The sequence below is a fragment of the Thalassolituus sp. genome (assembly GCF_984348125.1).
This window is the reverse complement of record NZ_CFHJLR010000004.1, coordinates 172,072-198,233: the sequence shown is the minus strand read 5'-3', so window position 1 is coordinate 198,233 and position 26,162 is coordinate 172,072. Positions and strand designations below refer to the sequence as shown.

At 51.6% G+C, this 26,162-nt stretch carries 26 protein-coding genes; 1 reads left to right on the top strand and 25 read right to left on the bottom strand.

Annotated elements, in window-relative coordinates:
* Positions 1-21: 21 nt before the first annotated feature.
* From AC5E51_RS04725 to AC5E51_RS04605, 25 genes are all read right to left on the bottom strand, one after another.
* Entirely contained in the window at positions 22-342 is a 321-nt protein-coding gene (locus AC5E51_RS04725) for a YHS domain-containing protein (protein WP_490363966.1), read from the bottom strand.
* Positions 343-494: 152 nt separating this feature from the next.
* On the bottom strand, positions 495-1,844 hold the full coding sequence (locus AC5E51_RS04720; RefSeq protein ID WP_297533590.1) for an APC family permease: 1,350 nt from the start codon (positions 1,842-1,844) through the stop codon (positions 495-497).
* The gene (locus AC5E51_RS04715) at positions 1,844-4,210 is read right to left on the bottom strand and encodes a phosphoketolase family protein (protein ID WP_068434974.1); all 2,367 of its coding nucleotides are present in this window, start codon (positions 4,208-4,210) and stop codon (positions 1,844-1,846) included. Before AC5E51_RS04715 ends, AC5E51_RS04720 begins: the two co-directional genes overlap by 1 nt.
* A 9-nt stretch (positions 4,211-4,219) precedes the next feature.
* Positions 4,220-4,750, bottom strand: coding sequence for an acetate/propionate family kinase (locus tag AC5E51_RS04710; protein WP_068434972.1), 531 nt, complete (start codon positions 4,748-4,750; stop codon positions 4,220-4,222).
* 96 nt (positions 4,751-4,846) lie between these two features.
* Entirely contained in the window at positions 4,847-5,104 is a 258-nt protein-coding gene (locus AC5E51_RS04705; RefSeq protein WP_068434970.1) for a DUF5676 family membrane protein, read from the bottom strand.
* A 34-nt stretch (positions 5,105-5,138) separates the two neighbouring features.
* A complete protein-coding gene (locus AC5E51_RS04700; RefSeq protein WP_068434969.1) occupies positions 5,139-5,597 on the bottom strand; it encodes an ATPase in 459 nt (152 codons plus the stop codon).
* A gap of 63 nt (positions 5,598-5,660) precedes the next feature.
* Positions 5,661-7,016 carry an MBL fold metallo-hydrolase gene (locus AC5E51_RS04695; protein ID WP_068434968.1) on the bottom strand — a complete coding sequence of 452 codons (1,356 nt, stop codon included), beginning with the start codon at positions 7,014-7,016 and terminating at the stop codon, positions 5,661-5,663.
* Complete coding sequence (locus AC5E51_RS04690) at positions 7,013-7,954, bottom strand: ribose-phosphate diphosphokinase (protein ID WP_491778194.1); 942 nt, start codon at positions 7,952-7,954, stop codon at positions 7,013-7,015. Before AC5E51_RS04690 ends, AC5E51_RS04695 begins: the two co-directional genes overlap by 4 nt.
* Positions 7,951-9,519: a thymidine phosphorylase family protein gene (locus AC5E51_RS04685; protein ID WP_491778193.1), complete on the bottom strand. Its 1,569-nt coding sequence runs from the start codon at positions 9,517-9,519 to the stop codon at positions 7,951-7,953. Before AC5E51_RS04685 ends, AC5E51_RS04690 begins: the two co-directional genes overlap by 4 nt.
* Positions 9,477-9,842 carry a hypothetical protein gene (locus AC5E51_RS04680; protein ID WP_068437593.1) on the bottom strand — a complete coding sequence of 122 codons (366 nt, stop codon included), beginning with the start codon at positions 9,840-9,842 and terminating at the stop codon, positions 9,477-9,479. Before AC5E51_RS04680 ends, AC5E51_RS04685 begins: the two co-directional genes overlap by 43 nt.
* A gap of 19 nt (positions 9,843-9,861) precedes the next feature.
* Positions 9,862-10,209 carry a hypothetical protein gene (locus tag AC5E51_RS04675; protein ID WP_068437596.1) on the bottom strand — a complete coding sequence of 116 codons (348 nt, stop codon included), beginning with the start codon at positions 10,207-10,209 and terminating at the stop codon, positions 9,862-9,864.
* A gap of 33 nt (positions 10,210-10,242) precedes the next feature.
* Positions 10,243-10,698: a hypothetical protein gene (locus AC5E51_RS04670; protein WP_301376552.1), complete on the bottom strand. Its 456-nt coding sequence runs from the start codon at positions 10,696-10,698 to the stop codon at positions 10,243-10,245.
* 10 nt (positions 10,699-10,708) lie between these two features.
* A complete protein-coding gene (locus tag AC5E51_RS04665; protein WP_068437599.1) occupies positions 10,709-11,362 on the bottom strand; it encodes a methyltransferase family protein in 654 nt (217 codons plus the stop codon).
* A gap of 26 nt (positions 11,363-11,388) precedes the next feature.
* Positions 11,389-11,703: a DUF2933 domain-containing protein gene (locus tag AC5E51_RS04660; RefSeq protein WP_068437602.1), complete on the bottom strand. Its 315-nt coding sequence runs from the start codon at positions 11,701-11,703 to the stop codon at positions 11,389-11,391.
* A gap of 8 nt (positions 11,704-11,711) precedes the next feature.
* Positions 11,712-12,050, bottom strand: a complete 339-nt coding sequence (locus tag AC5E51_RS04655; RefSeq protein ID WP_068437605.1) for a P-II family nitrogen regulator — start codon at positions 12,048-12,050, stop codon at positions 11,712-11,714.
* Positions 12,051-12,087: 37 nt separating this feature from the next.
* Complete coding sequence (locus AC5E51_RS04650; RefSeq protein WP_068437608.1) at positions 12,088-12,441, bottom strand: cupredoxin domain-containing protein; 354 nt, start codon at positions 12,439-12,441, stop codon at positions 12,088-12,090.
* 37 nt (positions 12,442-12,478) lie between these two features.
* Positions 12,479-14,824, bottom strand: a complete 2,346-nt coding sequence (locus AC5E51_RS04645; protein WP_286839846.1) for a heavy metal translocating P-type ATPase — start codon at positions 14,822-14,824, stop codon at positions 12,479-12,481.
* A 30-nt stretch (positions 14,825-14,854) separates the two neighbouring features.
* Complete coding sequence (locus tag AC5E51_RS04640) at positions 14,855-15,175, bottom strand: heavy-metal-associated domain-containing protein (RefSeq protein WP_068437611.1); 321 nt, start codon at positions 15,173-15,175, stop codon at positions 14,855-14,857.
* A gap of 2 nt (positions 15,176-15,177) precedes the next feature.
* On the bottom strand, positions 15,178-15,588 hold the full coding sequence (locus AC5E51_RS04635; RefSeq protein ID WP_068437614.1) for a MerR family transcriptional regulator: 411 nt from the start codon (positions 15,586-15,588) through the stop codon (positions 15,178-15,180).
* A 307-nt stretch (positions 15,589-15,895) separates the two neighbouring features.
* Positions 15,896-19,006 carry an efflux RND transporter permease subunit gene (locus tag AC5E51_RS04630; RefSeq protein WP_491778192.1) on the bottom strand — a complete coding sequence of 1,037 codons (3,111 nt, stop codon included), beginning with the start codon at positions 19,004-19,006 and terminating at the stop codon, positions 15,896-15,898.
* Positions 19,003-20,688 carry an efflux RND transporter periplasmic adaptor subunit gene (locus AC5E51_RS04625; RefSeq protein ID WP_301376554.1) on the bottom strand — a complete coding sequence of 562 codons (1,686 nt, stop codon included), beginning with the start codon at positions 20,686-20,688 and terminating at the stop codon, positions 19,003-19,005. Before AC5E51_RS04625 ends, AC5E51_RS04630 begins: the two co-directional genes overlap by 4 nt.
* The gene (locus AC5E51_RS04620) at positions 20,685-22,094 is read right to left on the bottom strand and encodes a TolC family protein (RefSeq protein WP_068435228.1); all 1,410 of its coding nucleotides are present in this window, start codon (positions 22,092-22,094) and stop codon (positions 20,685-20,687) included. The genes AC5E51_RS04625 and AC5E51_RS04620 overlap by 4 nt, the downstream gene beginning before the upstream one ends.
* A gap of 11 nt (positions 22,095-22,105) precedes the next feature.
* A complete protein-coding gene (locus AC5E51_RS04615) occupies positions 22,106-22,606 on the bottom strand; it encodes a DUF411 domain-containing protein (RefSeq protein WP_301376555.1) in 501 nt (166 codons plus the stop codon).
* Between the two features lie 141 nt (positions 22,607-22,747).
* Positions 22,748-23,083, bottom strand: coding sequence for a hypothetical protein (locus AC5E51_RS04610; RefSeq protein WP_297533605.1), 336 nt, complete (start codon positions 23,081-23,083; stop codon positions 22,748-22,750).
* Between the two features lie 277 nt (positions 23,084-23,360).
* Positions 23,361-24,599, bottom strand: coding sequence for an ATP-binding protein (locus AC5E51_RS04605; protein WP_156872785.1), 1,239 nt, complete (start codon positions 24,597-24,599; stop codon positions 23,361-23,363).
* A gap of 183 nt (positions 24,600-24,782) precedes the next feature.
* Between AC5E51_RS04605 and AC5E51_RS04600 the strand changes: the two genes are divergently transcribed.
* Complete coding sequence (locus tag AC5E51_RS04600) at positions 24,783-26,159, top strand: DUF4158 domain-containing protein (protein ID WP_491778191.1); 1,377 nt, start codon at positions 24,783-24,785, stop codon at positions 26,157-26,159.
* Positions 26,160-26,162: the final 3 nt, after the last annotated feature.

The following is a 26,162-nucleotide window of genomic DNA, read 5'->3' as shown; positions in this document are numbered from 1 at the left end:
TTGCAAGAGATCATAAGTGACTTAGAGCAAGGACTCTTCAAATACCAGGGATTCTATTCCCATCAGTGACAACAAGGATTGCTGCATTACGACTTTGAGCTCGTCATCAATAGGCTCAGCGAAACCAATGCGACATTTTTTAAGTGCTGTCTGCCCCTTTTGCTTTGGCGACATGCCATGTTTAGGATCACCAACAAACAAATGTGGATGCGCTTTAAATCGATCCAGACACTGAGAAGAACAAAAGTAGTGATCGATGCCTCGATAATTGAACAGCAGAGATCGATCTACTTTTGTCATCTTACATACGGGACAATGTACTGTGAATTCAAGTTTGCTCATTGGCCTCACCCTTCTCTAATGCTCCGCCATCTTCTGATGCTTACTGATAAATAGGGGTTGCGCCAATCGATAACCGATGCTTATTTCATTAGGTTCACTCATGCGTTTTTCCTCCACTTAACAACCTGAAGTTTAAATTTGATCAGCAAGCATCAATGCTGATGTTGGTGCTTACCGTCTTCGTCCAGTAGTCGTTGCCGTCTATTCGAATGCAGGAACCACCTCTCTCCCACTGCGATCAGTAACATCGCGATAAGGGCAATGCCGATAACCCACGGGTCAGCGTTCAGTTTCACCCAAACGAAACCGATCAAAGCCAGAAAATCGAAAATAATGGCTACAATGGGCACCCAGCGCTTGGCTTTAATATCATCCGCCAAATAACGAATCACGCCCCAATGAATAGCAATGTCCATGACCAGATAAAAGACAATACCCAGGGCGGCTATCCGCGACAGGTCAAAAAAGGCCGTAAGAAAAATACCGAGTACCACGGTATAGACAAGTGTATGTTTTTGGATGCTTCCCGGCATACCGAAATGGCGATGAGGAACCAGTTTCATTTCGGTCAACATGGCCAGCATCCGGGACACCGCAAAAATACTGGCAAGAATGCCGCCCGCAGTTGCCGTCATGGCAATTGCGACTGTAAACCATACTCCGTATTCTCCAAGCGCTGGTCGCGCAGCCGCTGCCAGGGAATAATCGCGAGTATCTATGATTTCACTCAGGGATAGGTTACTGGCCACTGAAAAGCCAACCAGGGTGTAGATGACTACACACGCAACAATAGAGATAACGATAGCTCTTCCAACATTTCGCTTAGGATCGATTACCTCGGATCCACTGTTGGTAATGGTGGTAAAACCTTTAAAAGCCAGAATCCCGAGAGCGGTAGCACCAAGAAAATTTCCGGAGGTTTCAACGTTATCCGTGTGACCGAAATCTAGCGCCAGGCTATCGGCCACCCACACACCGATAATGCCGAACACCAAAATGCCGCCAATCTTTAACACCCCGATAAACCCAGCTACCTTTTGAATAAAGCGGTTACTCAACAAATTGACGATAAACGCAAAAATAATCAGCCCCACACCCAGCATCGCCACCGTTCGCCCGGATTCATCACCACCGAATAATTGCATGGTATAGGAGCCAAAAGTCCGCGCCAGGAAGCTCTGTGCAATCACCATGGAGAAGTACATCAACAGTGCATTGAATGCCGTCGGTAAGCTGTCGCCATAAGCCTTGTGTAAATACATCCCTATCCCTCCGGCGGAAGGGTAGGCATTGGAAATTTTGACGTAAGAGTAGGCACTGAAAGAAACGACCACCGCTGCTGCCAGAAATGCCAGCGGGAACAGTACGCCCACCATTTCCGCCATTTGCCCAGTCAGCGCAAAAATACCTGCCCCTATCATCACACCGGTGCCCAGCATCACAGTACCGGAGAGCGTCAGACTATCTTTATCGTAGTGTGTTGTGCGACCATCTTTATCCATCAACCTTCTCCTAAACTCATCTTTTTCAAAGTTTCTGCCACAATGAACCGGGCGTTACATTGATTTGCCTCCAGCAAGCCCTGCGTATCCAATGTGCCACCGCGGTTTCGATAACCAAATGCCAGGCAGCGATCACGGCCCAAGTCCAGTGGTCGACATACACCTAACAGAACTTCAGGTCGCATATGGGATACAAAAACGCGCAAGTGAATCGCATCATTAAAGAGCAGTGCCTGCTGTGAAGGACTGCTAACGAATGACTGTTCGTGCCTGTCGCGCGGAATACGAAAACGGCCAGGTTCAAGCAAATAAGTAATACGGCAGCCAATGCTTTTTTCTCTGAGACGTTCACCAACCTCACGACAAACATGGAGCTGATAAGCACCCATTGCCACTAATTGCACATCAACCCTGTCATCCTCTTCCAACGTCAACGCGCCACAATCCACTAACTGCTGAGCTTGGTCAGGACTGAAAGAAGAAATGATTTCCTGCTTAGGTATGGTCATGGCCCAAATCTGACCCTGACTCTGGTAGCAGGAATCGAGACAGGCAACCGCACTGTTGGCATCGGCGGGATATACCACCCGTGCCATATCGCTCATTTCACCCAACAACACTTCTCCAAAAGCGGAATCCTGATGCGATTGCTCATTTTTGCCGTTCTCCCACAAATGCGAAGTAGCGATAACCGGCAACGATAACCAGCGCGGATGTCGATTCAGTTCTTTTTGGTGCCGCGCAAAAATGATTTCCTGCCGCAAGGCACCAATCATTTTCATGGCAAAGGCTTCATAGCTGACCACCAGGTTCATACCACCTTTATTCGCCAGTGCCGCACTCACTACGGCCTCCTCATTCAGAGCGGTAATGACAGCCCCTTGTATCGACTCGGCCACACCGTCTTCCGGGTTTAACACCCGGTGTTTGAGAAGGTCCAGCGTTTGGCCCATGCGGTTACTGCGTAGCTCATCAGGGTTGCCGATACGTACGCGCACGCCCGGATTGGCGAGATGCCACTCACACAAGCGCTTATCTACGGCTGCCATGGGTGACAATGCTTGCCCCTTTTCGCACTGTGGTGAAGCAGTAGGTAGTTTTAAAACGACATCACGCTGACCGAGCGCATGGTATTTTTCCGGTACCCGGTTATCTGCCTTATGTTGTGTTATTTTTTCGATTGCACTGGTCAGCTCAGTACGCGGCAGAAAGAGCCTGGCAGCGTGTTCATTGAATAGCTGCCGAGCCGCGGCATCGCTACGAGGGTTGCCGGGCAAAGACGTGCCGTGGGCTGCATTGGTGCCAGCACCGTAAAAACCGTAGCCTTTTTCCGTTTCGGCAATCAGGTACGGCAGTTTAACCGGATAACACATTTTTCCTGCACGAATATGTGCGCTGCAGGCTTGCAAGCGCGCTTCTGATTCAAATATTCCCCAGATAAACGCAGCAGGATCGCGCCCGTCGATGGCGATCGGATGAAAATCATTCTGCTCCAGATGTTCGTAAAACCAGGTCAGGCCGCCCTGCTGGTACATGGTGGAACGCTGATCAATACGCCGGCCATTGGCGATCATCACCGGTGTTACCAGACCACAATCCTCGGCGCGCCACCAACGGCTGGCCCAATCACTGCCGCGCTGTTCTTCAAACGCACCGTCACTCAGGAAAGCCACCAGGCGCTCACCGGGGAGAGGCATGTGCACGTATTGCAGCTCAGCAAAACCCAGGTAGCCACCTTCAATCAAACCGCCCGCCGTGTGTGGATTGACATGACTGCCTAATGGGACACCCGGGCGACCATCATCCGTAATCGCGTAGCTGTAAAAATCCTGCGCCAATTGCGATAGACCTTCATCACTTAGGGGGTAGCGCTCCGCCTGTTCCGGATAGAGGTTTTGCAGTAACACATTGACCGCGTCGATGGCCGCCACACAGTGGCCCTGACCCATCAACCAGCTTCGTGTGATTCCCGCCAGGTGGTTAGCCACCATGTAAGCGACATAGGCAGGCACCATATTCAGGGAGCCACCGGTATGCCCCTGTGGATTGGCTTTAAAATCTTCAGCGTCGAGTGCGCTACCGGAAAAATCCACTTTGGTGCTATAAGTCATATGCACCACCAACCACATGGCCGCACTGGTCAGCCGGTCGGTAGCCGACAAAATCTCCAGAACCTCATCAATCTGTTTGAAGCGCCCCTCACACACCAGTTGCTGGCACAGATCAAATATGCGTACCTGTGTTTCATCGCTGTGCTGTATCACCCCGTAACCGTTTGCCCAATGAGCAAACGCTGGGTAAGTCTCGCGATACATCCTGGCTCGTTGTTCAATACGGTGATCGTTTTGTTGGTCTATCACATACATGGCTATGCCTCAGTCAGCGACTGGCTGATTGCTAAATTCGTTGGGAAAATGCTGCTGGACTGCGAGTAGCATCATCGCCGCCTCATCCGAGGCAACTACCCAGCACTGCACTTTTGATGTCATTGAGGAAAGCTCTATCGGCAGGTTGCTGTTGGCCGATTCAGCGTGCAATTCAACGCCCAAATGGGATAACCCCAACAAGAGCTCTTGGCAAAGAGCCGGATTATGTTCGGCAACACCGCCGCTGAGCACAATACCGTCCAGGCCACCTAAAATCGCAAAGTAAGCCCCCAATGTTTTCTGGAAGCGGTATCGAAACAGCTCAAATGCCAGATGGCACTGTGGGTGGTCACTGGTAAATAGTTCAGCCATATTATCAACACCACCAGACAACCCCCGCCAACCGGATTCCTGATTAAGCAGTTTATCCGTATCTTCAGGCGACCATCCTTCCTGCTTTTGTAACCAGGCCAGCAAACCTGGATCAACATCACCGCTGCGCGTACGCATTAACAGCCCCTCATTGGGCGTAAATCCCATGGAAGTATCCATTAGAAAATGTCGCCCACTTAATGCTGGAACTGTCAGGGTTGAGGACTGAAAAAAAACAGGCATAACAGACGCTTGCACCCTGGTTCAGGCCAGCAAGCGGTTGTAAATAGTGGCAAGCAACCACCCGGAAAAACCAGCCACCACAGCCCAGGCCACCAACCCCCAAAGTGCGCCGACCAGGGTTAGGTGCCACCCCATATCCTGCAACTGCATATGCACCATGTCGCCGGACATGGACATCATCATTGCGGGCATCGCCGCGACGAAGACACTGCAAATGACCCAAAGCACAATGGCACTGATTGAGCAGGCCAGACCAAATTTAAAGGCATGCAGTTTCATACCGGTGCTCCTTCTATCATGTGTATTTACCTGTCTATAAATCACCAAACCGATTGGACGATTGCGCCATGCGCATCACTTCGTGTTCCTCCAGCGAACGCAAGGTCTCCAACAATTCCTTAGCCGACGGAATGTCCGCCCGTGACGCTAGATAGCGATACAACTCGATGACCTGCTGGTGCTGATCAATGATCACTTCCATAATCTGCGCGGCATCCAGTTCGGCAAAGGGGGCATCACAATGAGCGTGCCGGGTAATCGGATGATGTTCGACGTATTCATAACACCAGGTATTGAGGGCATGTTCATCTCCGGACTTTTCAAAACCGCTTACCACGTCGGTCAGCGTTTTTTCGTGCTCGGAGAGATAAGCCAGTATCATTCGCGCCCGCTCGTCAGTGTTTTTATCCGCGCAGTGGGACAAGCACTGGTTCAGGTGTTGGTGAAACTCTTTGGTCCAGTGCAACACATCTTTCAGGGTTTCAATTTGCATGATCTTTTCCTCTACTATCTTGGTTCTCTTGTTTCGATTGGTGCAGGATCACGGGGACAAGGGTTACAGGCGCAAGATATCCCGATACCCGGCAACGTCGACCTTAAACTCCGTTTGCTCCTGCAAATGCACGCGCAAGCCTTCCAAGGCTTCAGGATCACCATGAATCAGTTTGATCGGCGTTGTGCTTGCCAATTTTGATTGGTGCAACCATTCAGTGAGTTCGAGATAGTCCGCATGCCCCGAGAGCCCGGAAATCACCTCCACCTCTGCCCGTAGTGGAATCCAGCTACCGTGGATTTTCACCGCATCGACACCTTCAAGCATCTTGGCACCACGGGTTCCACCGGCCTGGTAACCGGTAAACAGCACCGTGGTTCGGCTATCACTCAATAGCCGTTTAAAGTGGTGAAGAATTCGCCCACCGGTGGCCATACCGCTGCCGGCAATAATGATATGGGGGAAAGCCTGCCCCGCTAGCGCCTTGGATTCATCCACGGTACGGGTATAAGTGACGACATCGCACATGTGATGACATTGCTCATGGCTGAGTCGATGCTGATCGCTGTGATGACAAAAAATATCCGACACTTTGATGGCCATGGGACTGTCGAGATAGATCGGCAGTTTGGGTATGGCACCCTCTTGCATCAGCGTTGCCAGCAAATGTTGCAAGGCCTGCGCCCGCCCCACGGCAAACGCGGGCACCAGTAAAACCCCACCGTTTTTAGCAACACGGTTAACCACGGCAGCCAATTGTTGCGCAGCGTCCTGCGGATCGTGCTGCCGATTGCCGTAAGTGGACTCCATCAGCAACAAATCCAGTTCGGGCAGCGGGCGCGGTGGTTTCATCAACACGTCATCGAAACGGCCCACATCGCCTGAAAAGCCAATGCGTTTGCCTTCCGCTTCAATAATGATACTGGCGGCACCGAGAATATGTCCCGCCGGTTGCAGGTGAAAACGAATATCACCCACCTCAACCTGTTCATCAAAGTCAACCGACTGAAACAACTTCATACTCGATTCGGCGGTTTGACGGTCATAGAGCGGCTCGGGTTGTTCATGTTTGCTCAGCTTATGTTTGCTGTAGTATTTCGCGTCCTCCTCCTGAATATGACCGCTGTCGGCCAACAGGATCTGACACAGGTCTTTGGTGGCGTGATGGGTAAACACCGGGCCACGAAAACCGTGCTTGTATAAGGCGGGGATATAGCCGGAGTGATCCAGGTGCGCATGAGTGAGCAACACGGCATCGAGCTTATCGATATCCAGCGGCAGCGGTTGCCAGTTGCGCTCACGCAACCATTTGTAGCCTTGGTACAGGCCACAGTCGATCAGCACCTTGCTGCGCTCGGTTTCCAGTAGAAATTTTGAACCGGTTACGGTTTCGGCACCGCCTAAAAAGGTGATTCTCATGATACGACTCCTGTGGAATCTGATCTTGTTGGTTGCAACATGGAGATAACGGCTGTCATCAACTGCGGCGTGATATCAATGGCATTGGATGAATGGGGAATGGTGTTGGCAGTTGCTAATTGGCTTAGTCCGGCATGGATCAGTGCTTCATCAGACCCATCAGCAAAAATACCGTGAACGGCAACACATTGAATGTGATTAATGCCCTTGGATTTAAGAGTTTTGATACATTCCAGAATAGTCTGCCCGCTCGATATCACATCATCAATAATGACGGCGGTTCTCTCTCTGTACGCATCAATGTTAGGCAAGGACACTTCAACATGACGATCACCGAAGCGTTGCTTCTCACCAATGACAAACGGGTGCTGGCTATAATCAGCAATACTGGAAACCCATTGCTCACTCTCGCTATCCGGTCCTACTAACAACAAATTGTTTTGTGTTTTTAACCATTCAGCTAAGGCAGGAGCACCTTGTACCACAGAACTGGGCACGGAATAAATTTCGTCCAGGGAATGATAACGATGCAGGTGAGGGTCTACCGTCACTAACCAATCAATATGCTGAGACAGGCACTTGGCAAAAATACGTGAAGTAACAGCCTCACCGTCGACAAAGCGGCGATCCTGGCGCATATAACTGAGGTAGGAAGCCACTAATCCGACTTGCGAAGCACCCAGTTCCCGCAATGTTTCGACCAAAAACAGTAACGGTAGATACTTGGTGTTGGGGTGCGACAAATCCGCCACAACAATACAGGCACGGCCTTCCACATCAGAGGTGATACGCAAATAGGATTCACCATCGGGGAATTGACGTGCACTAAATTCTCCCCGCTGCACACCCATCGCCTTTGCTAACGAATCCGCCAATGGGTGATCGTGTAAGCAAAACACCAACGGTGTCTTTCCTGAAACCGGGTTCAGTTCACTCATGAGATTGCTCCAATCGTGAAAATGTTGGATTGTCGGTAATAGGCCAATGCGTATTGCAGCTCGCCTTCTGTGTCACTGAACAGTGTGAACAAGGGTTCACCTCGCTCTACCGTTTCACCGACACGCTTATGCAAGCGCAAACCCGCTGCCGAGACATTGGGCGCTCCCGCCAGTTTCGCCAAGCGCGCTAATTGGCGATTATCAATCGTCTGCAAAGTGCCGGTTGATGCGGCAGTTTCCGTATGTTGAAAATCTGCAGAAGGCAAAGATTTCATCCCGCCCTGGGCCGCTATAATTCGCTGAAATTGTTCCCACGCCGCACCGCTATCAAGAATTTCGGTAGTCCTTTGCAAACCTTGTTCATAGGTTTGCTGATACGCCAGGGAAAACAGATGGGCAGCCAAAAACAGTGCCCGCTCTCGAAGGTCCTCGGGCGCATCGCTGCTGCGCTGCAAAACAGCCATTACATCGCGGGCTTCCTCCACGGGACCAACACCGCGCCCGACAGGCTGACTGCCGTCCGTTATCAAGCAACGAACCTGAAGGCCGCACGCAGCACCAACCTGTGTAAATAGTGAAGCGAGGCGATCGGCATCTTTTTGCGAACGCACTTTTGCAGTAGGGCCGACAGGGATATCAATCACCGCATGGGTAGAACCCGCAGCGATTTTTTTCGACAAAACCGATGCAATCAACTGCCCTTCGCCATCAAGATCCAGCGCGCGCTCAATCCGAATCAATAAATCATCGGCGGGGCTAAGATTCACCGCTCCACCCCAGGCGAGACAACCGTGAGTTTCTGCTACAACTCGTTGAATATCCGCAAGGCTGAGATTGACGGTCGTCAGCACCTCCATAGTGTCAGCCGTACCCGCCGGTGACGTAATGGCGCGAGACGAGGTTTTCGGAATGGTTAAACCTGCTGCGCTGACGATCGCCACCACCAGCGGCGTGGTGCGATTGCCCGGCAGGCCACCAATGCAATGCTTATCCAGCACCACGGGTGAATCGGGCCAGCTGAGACGCTTACCGCAAGCCACCATGGCCTGTGTCAAGGCAATGATTTCATCCACATCCAGACGACTACCCGCACAAACGCTGAGAAAACTGGCAATTTCGATATCGGAATAACGATGGTCGCTGATGTCCTGTACGATCTCAGTGACTTCCTCGTCGCTGAGCTTATGGCCAAATATTTTTTTGCGAACAGCCGCCAGCGATGTCACCACCGGTGCATGACTGACGCTAATCAATGCCCCTGCGGTAACTCCCAGCCGTTCGATGGCGATTTTGGATAAACCAGCGCTGCCTGGTTCAATGACCTTCTCATCCACCACGTTGATCGTTGCGATTATTTGGTTTTGGCCATCTTCCACTGAAACGCGACTGTTAGCTGTAAAACCTTCCGAGCGGCAGATATGGCAATCGTTTCGCATATAAAGGACGGGTTCTTGGTGGGTATCGATACCTATATCAATAACCTTAAGAGCGTTTGCTGACTCCATCGTTTTCACCGTCATTGCTATTTTCGCCTGTTGCGTGGCGGTGACTTGTGACAACTCCATGGCTCATGCTCCGAGTTATCTTTTATGTTTTGATCCACGAATTTATAATATCCTTCTTTAAAATGCGTCCACCAGTCGTGACCAACCTCGATACCGTGTTTAGCCAACACATCCTCGATACCATCCAGGCAAAGACGTGACGCATCGTAGGCGAGATTCAAAACCTGTGACTTTTCATCGAAAGACACCGCATCCAGTCCATATAGTTTGTCGATTTCTGACAATGCATCCTGGATGCCGCCTACGCTTTTTGTGTCTAGCTTCAAATGACGGACAACAAGATTGACTTCGGACACACCCAATCGGTGCTCAGTGTTTTTCATCTCCAGTCTCCTTTACCTATTACCTATGCGGCATTTTGTTACAGCAGTGCGGCTCATGTTTGGCGTTATCTTTAACGTTTTGATCAGTCTGACGTTGCCAGCCGAGTTTGACGCGACTCCACCAATTGTCTTTGATCGACGCCCCATGCTTTTCGACGATAGCAATCATATCGTCAATAGAATGGTGAGAGGCGTCGTAGGCGACGGTGAGCATTTGTTTCGCCTCAATAAGTTTTACTCTATCTATGTAGGGAAGATCGCCGATGTCGTGAACAATCAACGGTGCATTATGCTTATCTAATCCGTATAGACTCAGGGTATGTCTGGTGACAAATCCCGGGTTAATGCCTGATCGATGTTCGCTCATCGGCCCTGTACCTTTCTTAAATAATCCAACAACTTATTTTTTGTGTTTATGCACCGGTGATTTTTTCGTCTCTGATTCATGGTCCATCATTTGCCCCATCATTTTTTGCATCATCCCCATGTGTTTTTCCATCATATCCATACGTTTTGTGATATCCATTTTGTCCATTTTCTTACCGCCTTTCATGCCGTTCCCCATATTCATCATCTGCATACCTTCTTGCATAGTTTGCATATGCTCATTCATTAATTGTTGACGTTTTTCTGGGTCGGTTTCGGTTTTGATTTCTGACATCAGGGCATGCATTTTTTTCATATGATCATGCATCGCCATCATCTGATCATGATTCATCATCCCCATCATCATGCCATTGTTAGCGCCTTGGTTTTTATCACCGTGATCATGCGCATTTTCTGCAAATACTGGTGAAGCTATTGCCGTAGCAATAACGACGGCGGAAATCATAGTTCTGATAGAATTACGTTTCATTGGTATATCCTCAATAGTTTGAAGCGGCTTTATCGGTAGAAAATTTAGGTACCCACCCTGGGGTCGACTCCATATAGCGAAGATACACGTCGCCAAATTCCTCAATCGCCATACGCTCTTCACGCTTGGCCAGTCGTACATAGACAACGACCAATATCGGGAACATGACCAATGTCGGCAGGGTCGGCCACTGCAACAGAAAGCCAAACATAATCATGATAAAAGCAATGTATTGCGGGTGACGGCAGCGGGCATACCAACCAGTGGTCGCCAGGGAGTGAGTTTGTTGCGCTTTGTGGAGCACGTTCCACGCCGACGCGAGCAGAAAGAAGCCGAGCACGATTAGTACATTGCTGGCAATATGCAGCGGATCAAAGTGCGGATCACCTTCAAACCCGAGCATGGTGTGCAGTAAATGGCCATTTTCATGGGAGAGGAAGTCCACTCCTGGGTACTTTTCCGCCAGCCATCCAGACAGAAAATATATCGTCAGCGGAAATCCATACATCTCGGTAAAGAGCGCAATAATGAACGCAGAGAAAGCCCCAAAACTGCGCCAGTCGGTTTTTGTTTGTGGCTTGGCAAAACTGAAGGCAAAGAAAATAAATATTGCCGAATTCAGTATCACCAGTGTCCAGAGACCATAAGCTGAATCACCGTGCATTTGTCGTTCTCCTGTTTTCTACCGGGTCAATGGTGGTGCCGATGTTCGCTATCCCGGCGCCCATCTTCTAATCCACGCTGGTAAGCATCTTGATCTGACTCACCCTCATGCTGATGGCCTTCTCCCTGGCGCTGATGGCTCCCACCATGCCCCCCGTGGCCACCATGACCTCCATGCATGAAAAGATGCATAAAAGGACATGCCAGCAAAATCAGAAAAGGTAAAAACTGCCAGACATGCTGGCGGTGTTCGATCAGCAGAAAATACGTGGCAGCACCAATTAGGCCCAATGCCGCCAGTCCTTTGGGTGTTAACCAGAATGATGTTTTTTGCGTTGCCATATCACACCTCACGGATGAAATTGAAAATCGCTGTCTATCGCACTGCGTTTATCATGAATCCAAAGCAAGTCATTCACCGGAATAATACAAACCAGCCCTTCGCTATCGGCATTGACGTGCGCCGTTTCTACAATCAGTTGCGCGATGTTATTTGCATGCTCTGACCTGGCGTAAATCTCCATTTGAATGTGCTTAATCAAATGATTCTCGTTGAAGCTGTCGAAGTATTCTCCACGACCGCGAACCGGATGCAGGGTGAAGCCTTTAACCCCATGCCTAATCAGTGCTTCTTCTACGTCCTTCAAACGAAATTCGTCAAAAATGGCGGTCACTTTTTGAATATTCATACTGATATCAATCCTTACTTTCTTTGTTGAACATTCTCTAATTCACCGTGAGCTGACCGCGATACATCTGCATCTGACAATGAAAGGCGTATTCACCAGATTTCAGTGCAGGTAGTTGTATGGACTTCAGTTTATTGAGGGGCAAGGTGTCACTGATTTGCAGTTCGGGAATCAGTAACGTTTCTGAGCAGGGTGATTCATCTTTACGTATGAACTTCAGCTCAACCGGCTCACCCGCAGGCACTTTAATTCGGGAGGGTGAATAGGTGCCATTTTCCACGGTAATCACCAGATCATTTTCACCCAGCTCTGCCTCTTTGGGCTTGTACAACCAAAACCACCATATAATGAGCGCGATCACAACAACGCCAACACTATTAATGATTAACATGTCCACTCTCCTAAACAAGTTTCTGACGAAATAGCCATTAGTGCTCCTGCGCTTTGAACAAGCGCAGTCGGTTGGCATTGGTGACGACCGTGAGCGACGAAAATGCCATTGCGGCACCCGCAATCACAGGGTTCATAAGTACCCCAAGCAAGGGGTAAAGAATACCTGCGGCAACCGGAACACCCGCCACGTTGTAAATAAACGCACCGAACAGGTTCTGTTTGATGTTACGTAATGTGGCCTTGCTCACCGCAATGGCATCGGCAAGCCCATGCAGCGATCCGCGCATCAAGGTGATATCGGCACTCTCTATGGCCACGTCGGTGCCCGTACCGATGGCGAAACCCACATTGGCAATTGCCAACGCTGGCGCGTCGTTGATGCCATCGCCTGTCATGCCGACCACTTCACCTTCCATCTGCAGTTCCTGAACCTTTTTGGATTTGTCCTCCGGTAACACCTCGGCAAAGAACTCTTTAATGCCCGCCTTTTCGGCGACGGCTTTTGCCGTGGCGCGGTTGTCGCCGGTCAGCATGACAACGCGAATGCCGTTGTGCTGCAGTCGTTTAATGGCGGCAATAGAGTCTTCTTTGATGGGATCAGCCACCGCGATAATGGCGGAGAGCTTGTTATCCACGGCGAAATACATCGGCGTCTTAGCCTCGGCAGCCAGGCCCTGCGCTTTTTCAACAAAATCGCCGAGTTCGATATTGCGCTCTCGCATCAGTTTTTCATTGCCGAACAGCAACGTTTTGCCATCCACCTCAGCCTGCACACCGTGACCGGCGATGGCATTGAAATTGGAGACCTTCCCGGTTTCGATACCCTTCTCCTGGGCTGACTCGACAATCGCCAGCGCCAGCGGATGTTCAGAACCCGATTCGAGCGTGGCTGCCAGCTTCAGGATAGTGTTCTCGTCCTGCTCGCCAGCGACCAAAATATCGGTGACCTTCGGCGCCCCCAGGGTAATGGTGCCGGTTTTATCCAGAATCATCGCTGATATTTTCGATGCGGTTTGCAAGGCTTCGCCGTTGCGAATAAGGACACCCGCTTCTGCCGCTTTGCCCACACCCACCATCACCGACATGGGGGTTGCCAGACCCAACGCACAGGGACAGGCGATAATCAGTACCGTGGTGGCAGATACGATGGCAAACGCCACGGCTGGGTTCGGGCCAAAGTTGAGCCAGACCAACGCACTGGTGACGGCGATAATCATTACGACGGGTACAAAATACGCGGAAATCACATCGGCCAAGCGACCAATAGGCGGCTTGGAATTCTGTGCGCGTTTGACCATGTTGATAATTTGCGCCAGGGCCGTGTCTTTGCCGACACGAGTGGCCTTAAACAGAATGGAGCCGGTTTTATTGATGGTGCCCGCTGCAACCGTGTCGCCCACGGCTTTTTCAACGGGCATGGGTTCACCCGTTAACATGGACTCGTCAATGGCGGTATGGCCTTCTATGACTTCACCATCCACAGGAATTTTTTCTCCCGGACGTACACGCACCACATCGTCCATGAGCACCTGCTCGATAGCGATATCCAGTTCCTTTTCGTCGCGTATGACTCTGGCTGTCTTAGCCTGCAGGCCGATCAGCCGTTTAATAGCTTCCGATGTGCGCCCGCGGGCTTTGAGCTCTAGGGCCAGGCCCAGATCGATCAGCCCGATAATGATCGCCGTGGCCTCAAAGTAAACATGGCGAGCTTGTTCTGGAACCGACTCGGGGAAAAATACGACCACCATGGAATACAGCCATGCGGTACCCGTACCCAGCGCAATCAAAGTGTCCATATTGGCAGAATGATTCAGGAAGGACTTCCAGGCGCCGACAAAAAAATGTTTTCCTGAGAAGTACAAAACGCCAAAGGTGAGTATGCCAACGATCAGCCAAGCGATCCGCTCGGTTGTGGTATTAACATTAACCTCCCCGGTAATCAGCGCATAGGCCATTAGCGGCCCACCCAGGGAAAGGGCTATCCAGGTTTCCTTCATCAGGCGTTTGTAATAAGCCTGATCCGCCTTTTCTTTTTCTGCGAGCGCATCATCTTCGCTCTCCGCAGCCGCAAGCTTCGCGTTGTAACCGGCTTTTTCCACCGCCTTTACCAGATCAGCAGCATCGGCATTGCCCGTCACACTCACAGTGCGCTGAGCGAAATTCATCTCGGCATTTTCTACACCGGACACCGCCTTTAGCGCCGACTCAATTTTTCCAACGCAACTGGCACAACCCGCACCTTCAATAATCAGTTCCTGAGGACCAGAGTTATTTCCTGAACTGTGGTGATTAGCCTTATGTGCATGATGATCATGAGGCGGAGTTGTCGTACCATCTTCATGGCAAGAGACACCGCCAGATTCCGTTTTAGTTGTACTCATACCCTACTCCCGGTTATTTCTTAAGAACTGTTATCGGATGACCGCCGCTGGAAAGCCAACGCCTTGCAATACTTCAACGAGATGATCTGCATCGACTGCACCAACAACTGAAGCGACACCGGTTGCCAGATCCATAGAGGCCTCACTGACCCCGGAAACGGATTTCAGAGTATGTTCTATACTTTTAACGCAACCACCACAGGTGGCTCCCTGCACTTGTAATTGGTGCAGGGGTTGCGATGATCTGCTAACACTGTTGGTATCAGGTGCCGCAGACGAAATGGATGACTTGCCCGCACAGCAACAGCCACTTTTACGTTGATTGGCGTTCGACGTTTGGTGTGTATTCATACTCATTCCTCCACGGTGAATTCTTCAATTAAATGGCAAAGCATATGACCTGTCGGAGCCTTGTCCGGTTTTTGGCTCCACTCCAATACGGCGCGTTGCATACGATCCCGCAGCCGTATCGTTTCTTTAAACTGCTGCTCAGTTTCATGTAATCTCTGATCAATCAAGCGTCTCACCGTCGGACAAGGAGATTTTTTCTTGTCAGCATGGGAAAGAATTTCCTGAATATCCTCGACCGAAAATCCCAACTGTCGGGCGCTTAACACAAACCGCAAACGCTTAACATCGTTGTCGCTGTATTCCCGATATCCATTGGCCTTGCTTTTGGTGGGATTCAGAATATTGATGTGGGTATAAAACCGTACCGTGTCTGCCGTAATGCCCAATAGCCTGGCAACCTCGATGACTTTCATGCCACCCTCCTCTTGATCCAGTCATGCCATCCTAAGCTTCCGCCGGGATCAGGACCTTGATCTGAGTCAATCACCGGTTATAAACCGAGGTTCTACACCTAGCTTTATAACCGTGCGCTGGAAAAGGTTATACACCTGTGTCATGGACACAGGTCAAGCAGTTTTAGCGTGCGGATTCATGCCATCTATTGGCTATGTTAATGAGGGGAGACTGACACCTGGACGACCCCAACATTACACACCTGTAATGTTGGGGTAGATTATTTGATCCAGATCAACTCGAATGACATTTGGCCAGATCCCTTTCTCAGTGCTTTCTCCAAAGAAGGTAAACGGCTGGTAGCACGAGTAAAGTCAGAATTACCGCACTTAGCATCCCACCCACCATGGGCGCGGCAATACGACTCATGACCTCCGAACCGGTCCCTGTTCCGTACATTATCGGCAACAGCCCCACGATAATCGCGGCAGCCGTCATCATCACCGGACGCACCCGTAAGCCGGCACCGTGTAATACGGCGTGGCGCAGGGTTTCCAGGCGGGGTTCCACGCCCTCCTGCTCACACTCCTCCAGCATATGCCGATAAGCCTGGTTGAGGTACACCAGCATGATGACGCCGATTTCCACAGCAACACCGGCCAACGCAATAAAACCCACGCCCACGGCGACTGAAAAGTTATAACCGAGCAGGTACATCAGCCAGATTGAACCCACCATCGCCAAGGGTAGTGTTCCCATAATGATTGCGACTTCAGCAAAGCTACGGAAGTTGAAATACAGCAGCACGACAATGATGGCCAGCGTCAGCGGCACTACATAGGTGAGTTTCTCTTTAGCGCGCAACATGTATTCGTACTGCCCCGACCAGTTCAACGAATAACCTGCCGGCAGCTCCACCTGATCGGCCACCACGGCCATGGCATTCTGGACGTAACTGCCAATATCCACCCCGTCGATATCGACAAAGGTCCAACCGTTGAGGCGAGCGTTTTCACTCTTGATAGCGGGTGGACCATCCTCCACATAGACGTTCGCCACGTCCGCCAGGGCAATGCGCTGGCCACTGCCGGTCACAATCGGTAGCAGTGCCAGTTGCTCCGGGGAATTACGCAGATCCTGCGGGTAACGCAGATTCACCGGGTAGCGTTCCAGGCCTTCAATGGTTTGGGTGACGTTCATGCCGCCGATGGCGGTGGCCACCACCTGTTGCACATCGGCGATATTCAGTCCGTAGCGAGCGGCTTTTTCCCGCTGGATATCCACCTTGATATAACGCCCGCCGGCCACACGTTCGGAATAAACCGAAGCCGTACCTGGCACATCTTTTAAGACCTGCTCCAGGCGCCGCCCGATTTTTTCGATTTGTTTGAGGTCGGGCCCGGCCACTTTGATGCCCACCGGGGTTTTAATGCCGGTGGCCAACATATCGATACGGGTTTTGATCGGCATCACCCAGGCGTTAGTCAGGCCGGGAAATTTCACCAGCGCGTCCAGCTCTTTTTTGAGCGAGTCGGTGGTCATCCCCTCGCGCCATTCATCCCTCGGTTTGAGCTGGATAAACGTTTCGATCATGGTCAGCGGCGCCGGGTCGGTGGCCGTTTCTGCACGACCGATTTTGCCGAACACGCTTTTCACTTCCGGTACGGTGGCAATCAGCTTGTCCGTCTGCTGCAGAATCTCCCGGGCTTTACCAATGGACAGCCCGGGATAGGTGGTGGGCATATACATCAGATCACCCTCATCGAGCGGCGGGATAAATTCGCTGCCAATTTTGCTCACCGGCCAGAAGCCGATGACCGTCACCACCAAAGCCAAGGCCAAAGTGGTTTTGGGGTGGTTAAGCACCACTTTCAGCGCAGGCATGTAGACGGCAATCAAGGCCCGATTCAGCGGGTTTTTGTGCTCAGGCAAGACCTTGCCACGAATAAAATAACCCATCAGCACCGGCACCAGTGTCACCGCCAGTGCGGCACTAGCCGCCATGGCGTAAGTCTTGGTGAAGGCCAGAGGTGAAAACATCCGTCCCTCTTGCGCTTCCAGGGTAAACACCGGCACAAAGCTCACGGTGATGATCAGCAGGCTAAAAAACAGCGCGGGCCCGACTTCAGCCGCCGATTCCGCAACCACTTGCCAGCGATTTTCGTTGGTCAGGGGTGTGCGCTCCATGTGCTTGTGCATGTTCTCGATCATCACGATAGCGCCATCAATCATTGCCCCGATGGCAATAGCGATACCGCCCAAGGACATGATATTGGCGTTCAGCCCTTGCAGGTGCATAACGATAAAGGCGGTGAGAATACCGACGGGCAGACTGACGATGGCCACCAGGCTGGAGCGGATATGGAACAGAAATACCACACACACCAGGGCAACGACGATGAACTCCTCCAGCAACTTATGCCACAGGTTTTCAACGGCGCGTTCAATCAGTCCGGAACGGTCGTAAACCGTCACGATTTCCACACCTTCGGGAAGACCCGCCTTAAGGGTTTCCAGTTTGGCTTTCACACCGTCAATGGTTTTCTGGGCGTTTTCGCCAAAGCGCATCACCACGATGCCACCGACGGCTTCACCTTCGCCATTCAGCTCGGCAATACCCCGGCGCATCTGCGGACCTACATCGATATCCGCCACATCTTTCAGCAGCAGTGGTGTGCCCTTGACGTTGATACCTAAAGGAATATTGGCCAGATCCTCGCGCCCCTGGATATATCCGGAGGCACGTACCATGTATTCCGCCTCGGCCATTTCCACGACGGATGCGCCCACCTCCTGATTACCGCGCTGGATGGCCATCTGGATATGGGACAGCGGAATATTAAAGGCCCGCAATTTATCCGGGTGTACCTTGACCTGATACTGCTTCACCATGCCGCCCAGGGCAGAGACTTCCGACACGCCGGGCACGGTTTGCAGCTCGTATTTCAGGAACCAGTCCTGCAGGCTGCGCAACTGGCTGATATCGTGTTTACCAGTACGATCCACCAATGCGTACAGGTAAACCCAGCCGACACCGGTGGCGTCCGGCCCCAGTTGCGGTCGGGCGTTGGGCGGCAAGGTGGGTGCCACTTGTGACAGGTATTCCAACACCCGCGAGCGGGCCCAATAGGCATCGGTATCCTCGTCAAAAATAACGTAAACATAGGAGTCACCGAAGAAGGAATAGCCGCGCACGGTGACCGCACCTGGTACCGAGAGCATGGCGGTAGTCAGTGGATAGGTAACCTGATCTTCCACCACCTGTGGCGCCTGTCCGGGGTAGCTGGTTTTGATGATCACCTGCACGTCCGAGAGATCGGGTATCGCGTCCACCGGCGTGTTTTTCAGTGACCAGCCGCCAATCCCCACCAGTATCAGAGTGGCCAACAATACAAAAAACCGATTCTGGACAGACCAGCGGATAATGCCTTCGATCATGGCTTACCCTCCCCGTTGTGCTGACTGTGGTCCATATCCATCTGACTGTGATCCATATTCATCGAATCGTGGTCTGTCTCCATCGAATCGTTACCCATCTCCATGCCATCATGAGTCATGGATTGATGTTGGCCGTGATCCATTTCCATACCGTTGTGACTCATCGGCTGATCACCGTCGGAAATCGGCATGTCTTCGGTAGCAGCATCAGGTCGATGGATCTGGCTGATCACATAGTTGTTGTCGCCCTCTCTTGTAATTTCTACGTGAAGAGTCATGTCAGGCTGTAAACCTTGAAGGTCTACATTTTTAGAGGCGGTAAAATTCATGGTCATGGCCGGCCATTGCCAGTCATCGATGGCGTCATGCGCCAGCGTCAACATCCGGTGCTCGGTCATCAGGCTTTTAATACGTGCGCCGACCCAGACCGATGTGGGCACCGTAGTCTCAGCCTTATCATCCGAACCATGGTCCATGCGCCGAAAGTCCGAGGTTTTGCTGGACTCGGAATCAATCAGAAATTGTGCTGAGGTCACAATGCGGTCGCCCTCATCAAGCCCCGACATGATTTCCGCCTGATCATCAGTGATATGCCCAACCCGCACAGCAACGGATTTAAAACGGCCTTCGTCCTTGGCCAGCACAACACGGGATTGACTGCCGGTACGAATCAGCGCCTCACGGGGAATCAACAGAGTGTCGTCCATCGGTGCCGCCTCAATGCGCATCTGCGCAAACATACCCGGTTTCAGATAACCATCGGGATTGTGAAAATGCACTCTTACCTGAGCGGTGCGAGTCGTGGTGTTAAGGCTCGGGTAGACATAGTCGACCTGGCCCTGCCACTCACGCCCCGGTAAATAACCCAAATGCATCTGGACCTGATCGCCGACTTGCACCAGGGAAGCCTGTCGCTCAAAGACTTCACCAATCACCCAGATATGATCCAGCTGACCGATCGCCATGATTTCCATGCCGGGTTTTACAAACATGCCTTCGCGCGCCATGAGGTTATCCAGTACACCCGATTGCGGGGCTGTGATGGTGATGGTCTGGCTCACCTTGCCGGATTTCTTCAGTCGGTTGATTTCTGATTCTGGCACCTGAAGAGATGCCAGGCGCTCCTTAGCGGCGTCAATCAGCGTGGCGTTATTGCGCTTTAGTGCCAAGAGTAATTCCTCCTGCGCATTAACCAGGGTCGGTGAGTAAAGCGCATAGAGAGGTGCCCCCTGCTCCACCGGATCGCCAGATGCTTTGACGTAGAGTTTTTCGATCCAGCCCTCTACCCGCGGGTGAATATGTATCAAGCGATCTTCATCGTATTGCACATAACCCACGGTATTGACGGAAACGTCCATCTGGCCTCGGGTAACGAGTGCCGTGCGTACGCCAAGGTTATTGACCACATCCGGTGATATTGTGACTGTGCCAATCTCCTCATCACCGCCGGCTTCTTCATACACCGGAATCAGGTCCATCCCCATGGGGGATTTACCCGGTTTATCACGCTTGTAATTGGGGTCCATCGGCGCGACCCAGTAGAGCGGTTCCTTTTTGGCTGTCGCCTTACCGCCCTCTCCCGCGTCTTGCATACGCCACAAGGCTGAATAGTGGGCGAGGGTTGCCGTCGCAATCAGCAAAGCAACGGTAATGAAAAATGATTTATTCAATTGCATCTTCATGGAGTCATTCCTTCCGTGCGGTTGCCGTTTGCTGCAGGAGACTGCTTTGCGCGGCTTTGCGGTAACAGCCCTGAGCGGTTTGGCGGTAACAGATAGTTCAGTTCGGCAATGGTTTTTAGCCGGTCGACCCTGATGGTCAGGAAATCGATCTTGGCGTTTAGCTCGGCGATACGGGCACGCACGGCTTCGGCAAAGTCACCATCGTCGTTGTTATAGGCAGTCAGGGCAGCTTCGGCCTGCTCTGCCATTTGCGGCAGTAGCTGCTGGTCGTAGAGTGTGCGGCGCTGATTCAGACGCTGGATTTGCACGAGCATTGTGTCCAGTTGCGCCATCAGTTTTCGCGCCATCAGTAGCTTGTCCGTTCGCAGCGCCTCGGCTCGGGAGGTGGCAGCACTAACGTCCTTATCCTGTCGATTACCCGTGAAAAGCGGCAGATCAAATGTGACACCGACCGAGAACAGATCGGCGCGATCCCGGCCCATGGGGTCATCGTCCCGATAGCCGTACTGGGCGGTGAGCCCCCACTCGGGCTTATACTTTTGCTGGGCCAATTCAACCCCGGTCTGCATAGCCTCGATACGCTGGTCAAAGGCCAATAACAGGGGATGCCGATTGATCTGTTCATAGAGCCAGCGATCATTGTGCGTCTGACCCATGGCTAAGGTTGGCTCATCACCCAATTTGCTGGATAAGGTCTGCGCCAATGGCAGACTGGCTTGACCGCCAATCCACTCGGACAGTCGCTGCTGGGCAGATTCAAGTTGTTGTCGCAACGCAGTCAGACGATCATCCAGCCGGGTGAGCTCCAGTTGTGCCCGGATAATATCCTGCTGGCGAGCGCGCCCCAATGCGGAGGAATAACTGGCTTTGGTTGCATCCACCAGATGTTCAAACAGCGCGCGATCCTGCTCAATTAAACGGATACTTTCCTGTGCCCGGTAGGCTTCCAGCCATAACTGAGTCACCGTCGCGGTCACCTTGTCCTGGCGATCCCGTCTGAGCAAGGGCTCCTGGGCCGCCAACTCCTGCTTTTGGCGGCTGGTTAGTTTCAGACTATCGCCGCGTGGAAACATCTGACTAACGCCCACAGTCAGCTGCGTCATCGGTTCCTGGTTGATATCGAAACTGTCGGTCGGGAAGTTAGCCGCCATCAGACTGACCTTAGGATCAGGCAGGGTTGAAGCGGAAATGGATTCACTGGCCAGTGCATCTTCCCGGTAACGACTGCCATTCAGCCAGGGGTCGGAACCAATCGCCTGTGCAATCGCCGCTTCCAAAGTCAACGTACCAGCCTGGTCTTGATCCAGCTGTGTTTGGGCAAACTGTTCTTGGGCAACTTTTTCCTCGGCAAAAGCAGGAACCCCTACCAACAGGAACAATAATAAAAAACGCCTTTGAATGTTCATGGTGATACGTCCTATTGCTGATCGCGACTGTTCACTGAAGCAAACACTTCAGCAGAACCGTCCTTTTTAAGCAGCCACACCTGATAAGGCATAAACCTGTCGCCCATTTCCATCCCGGGGCTGCCCGCTGGCATGCCAGGCACGCTCAGGCCGATGGCACCCTGCGGTGGGTTTTCCAGAAACTGCTGCATGAAGCGCGCGGGAATATGACCTTCGAAGACATAGCCGTCACTCGTCACCGCCGTGTGGCAGGATTGGTATTCGGTGGCAATGCCATGCTCGTCTTTAACGCGATTCAAATCTGCCGGGTGGTGGATTTTGGTCTCAAAGCCGGAGTCTTCCATGTGCCGGACCCATTGCTGGCAGCACTGGCAGGTGCGGCTTTTGTAAACATCCAGTGTGGCAATCGATGCGGCTTTAGCGGCATGATTTTCGCCCTCCGAACAGGCAGCGAGGAATAACAGGGAAACTATCAGCGCAAGATGGCGCAGATAATCAGGTAAAGGTTTCATGGTAACTCCCAATCATAAGACGCGATGAGCGCATTCAGTGACGATCACGCGTTTTAAACAACTGTTTTGGGAGTTTTGTCGACTCCCGCTTGATAAGGATAAGTGGGTAGAGGCCTAAATTTCAGGCGTACCAACCCTATATCAACGGGAAATGGGGGGACGGAATAGCGAGGAAACTTCCTGAGTAAGGAAGGAAACCGAATATTCTGTATTGAGAGTTTGAGAAAACTGAACGGAAAACGGCGACAGTGTACTTACCACCGCAACACTGGCAGAAACACAGTCCATCTGAGAACAATCGTCCTGGCTGCAACAGCCTTTGGCCTTGGCATTATCGGCCGCAGCGTGGTTCATATGGGCCATATCCATTGTTGCTGCCATTGCATGAGCGGTGGAATGATGAGTCATCTGTTCGCAGGGCAACTTCACAACGGCAAACGACTGGCTGGTAAAAGCCAGTAACGCGAAGATTGCCATGTAAAACCCAAATCTGTTCAATTGCATACTGAGATGATACAACTCATTATTTATATCTGATAAGTCTATATATTTCGTCTGAATGTTCAATCTTTCGTTCCACTTCATGCGTTGAGGTGGATCAAAAAACTTGTTATTTCGTTACCGCTAAACTGAAAAATAAATTGCACCAACCATAAAAAATACCTTCTCAGTAAATAGTAAAACACAAGTCTGTCAACCAGATGACGGTATAATTACAAAGCCGTCATACACGGTTGCTTGAATTATGGCGTGGTTAAGCCCAAAGGGCTCCCAGTGGTACGGCATAAAGATTGTCACCAAAGGCTGTCGTATGGTCGCCGTCATAGAGCAGAATACCGATCTTGAAGCGATCGGCAGCCACGGATTGAAACCGTTTCAGTCCGGTAAAATCCTTCGCACTTAAGGTCGCTGCCGCCTTCACCTCGATGGCGAAGCAGTCACCCATGGCGTTCTCGATAATCACGTCCACCTCCACTTTGTCCTTATCCCGGTAATGGTAAAAACTCAATGGTTCGTCCACCCAAACCGCTTGCTTGCGCAATTCGTTATAAACGAAGGTTTCCAACAGCAGACCAAAATCTCCCGGTTGTTTGAGCAGACGGTCCCGGTTGAGGCCTCGCACGGCGCACATCAGGCCAGTATCGACGGAATGCAGTTTGGGTGTCTTCACCAGCCGTTTATATTCGTTGGAATGCCAGGCGGGCAATTGCTCCACCAGAAACAATTGCTCCAACAGTGCCATATATTTTTTGATGGTCAGCCGATCCAGTCCCAGTTTGCCCCCCAATTCGGTGAGATTGACCAGTTTACCGGCGTAAAAGGCGGTGAGCTTGAGCAACTTGCCCATTAAATCCGGATGATCAATGTGGGTCAGATCACGAATATCCCGTTGCACCAGAGTGCTCAGGTATTGCTGATACCAGGCCTGGGAGCGTCGTTCACTGGCGCGCTGTAGCGGCTCCGGAAAACAACCGGTGACCAATCGGTTCAGGATGTGCTCCCTAACACGGATGGACTGGGTTGAAGGAGCTTCCCGGTTCAACAGCTTAGAGAGAAATGTCGGTTGCTGCCCCTGGATCTCACACTCCGAGAGCGTCATCAAGCGCACCGATTCCATCCGGCCCGCCAGAGAGTCGGAGAGCCTCGGCAGTAACAAGGCATTGGCGGAGCCCGTCAGCAGAAATCGACCGGGTGTACGCTGTTCGTCCACTGCCTGCTTGATGGATACGAACAACTCCGGCAGGCGTTGCACTTCGTCCAGGGCAATGCGGGTGGCTGGCAGGTTGCGAATAAAGCCCACCGGATCGGCTTGGGCAATCTCAAACTGGGCCTGGTCATCCAAGGTGATGTAGGTCCATTGCTCGGCCCCCATTTCATCCATCAAGGTCTTCACCAGGGTGGTTTTACCGGTCTGACGGGGCCCCATGATAAACACGACGGGCGTGTCGCTCAGCGCTTCTTTGACGTGGAGTTCAGAATAACGAGGGTACATAAATGGACTTCCGGCTAAACAGGAGTTGTAATTCGGCTACCTGATATTCTATTATCGTCCAATCGTTATTACAATGCCGTCCAAATGTGAAAGATGGCAGTACCCACTGTCGGCATCATAAAAACACAAATAAAAACAACTCTATAGGAGTAGTTGGCGTGACCACAAACCGATGAGGCGCTCATGACAGCCAAAGAGCAGTTTTTGACCAACCAACAACGCTATCAGCCACTGATATTGCCGCAACGCTTTTCCGACGAGGAAATGGTTCGCGACTGGACCCTGAATCGCCGCGACTGCCAGATGGTTAACAAATACCGCAAACAGTACCGCTTGGGCGTTGCCATCCAGCTCTGTGCCATGCGCCTCTATGGCCGCTTTCTGAACCAGCTCAGCGATCTCTCGTCCCGCGTGGTCAGCTACCTCAGCAGCCAACTCGATTTACCGCCAGCGCTCACTGTGGAAGTGCCCGAACGGGAAGCCACCTTATTGGAACACCGCAATAACATCCTCAAATACCTGGGATTCAGGCGTTTTGATGTCAAGGTGGAAGCCGATCTGGATCGCTGGGTCGAAGCTCAGGCACACCAGGGGTTACTGCCGGATGAACTCTTTCATCGGGCAGAGCGCTACCTGCTGTTGAATCGGATTGTTTTACCGGGGCCCACCACCATCGAACGGCAAATCGTTCGCATCTGCAACCAGGTCCATGCTCAGCTCTTTGAGCAAGTGTTTGAACAGATGTCGCCTGAATTGCGAGAGGCTATCGATGATCTGCTGCAAACTTCAGGCGGCAATCAACGAACCTATTTCAATCAGCTTAAGGAATATCCACCCGCTGCCAAAATTTCATCGCTGAAGCGCTACCTTGAGCGCTACGACAATCTGGTGGCTACCGGTATTAATGCATTCGAGGAAAAGCTCATTGATACCACCTTTCTTCACTACCTGTACCGATTGACCAAGCGCTACAGCGCCAAGGACATGAAACGCTTCAAGGATCATAAGCGCTATGCCCTGATGGTGTGTTTCCTGCTGGAATCCCGAAAGATATTGCTCGATCACCTAGTTAAAATGCACGATCAGTACATGACGGAGCTGTGTCAGCAAACCAAAAACAGTCACGACAAGAAGCATAAGGAATTTCGTAAACGCCAGAAGAAAGCTATCGACGCCGTGCTCGATACCACGCATGTTTTGCTGGAATGGCCGGATGAACAGCCGTTGTACAAGAATGACTTATGGCAGCGTATTGACGAGAAACACTTGCTAGCCTCCATTGACGACCTGCACATTTTTAAACGCCTGGAAGAATGCGGCTACTGCGATTTGTTGCTGACCCGTTACCCCAGTTTACGAAAGTATTTTTCCGACTTTATACGGTTACCGTTTGAAGTGGCGAAAGGTTCTGGGCCACTGATAAAAGCCATCCAGTTCGTCCGGCAGTTGGATGACGGCGATCTGAAAAAACTGCCGGAGAATACACCGACTGCGTTCATTCCCCGCGAGCTGCGTCGCAGCCTTAAAGATCAAACCGGCAACATCAATCGCAATGTTTGAGAA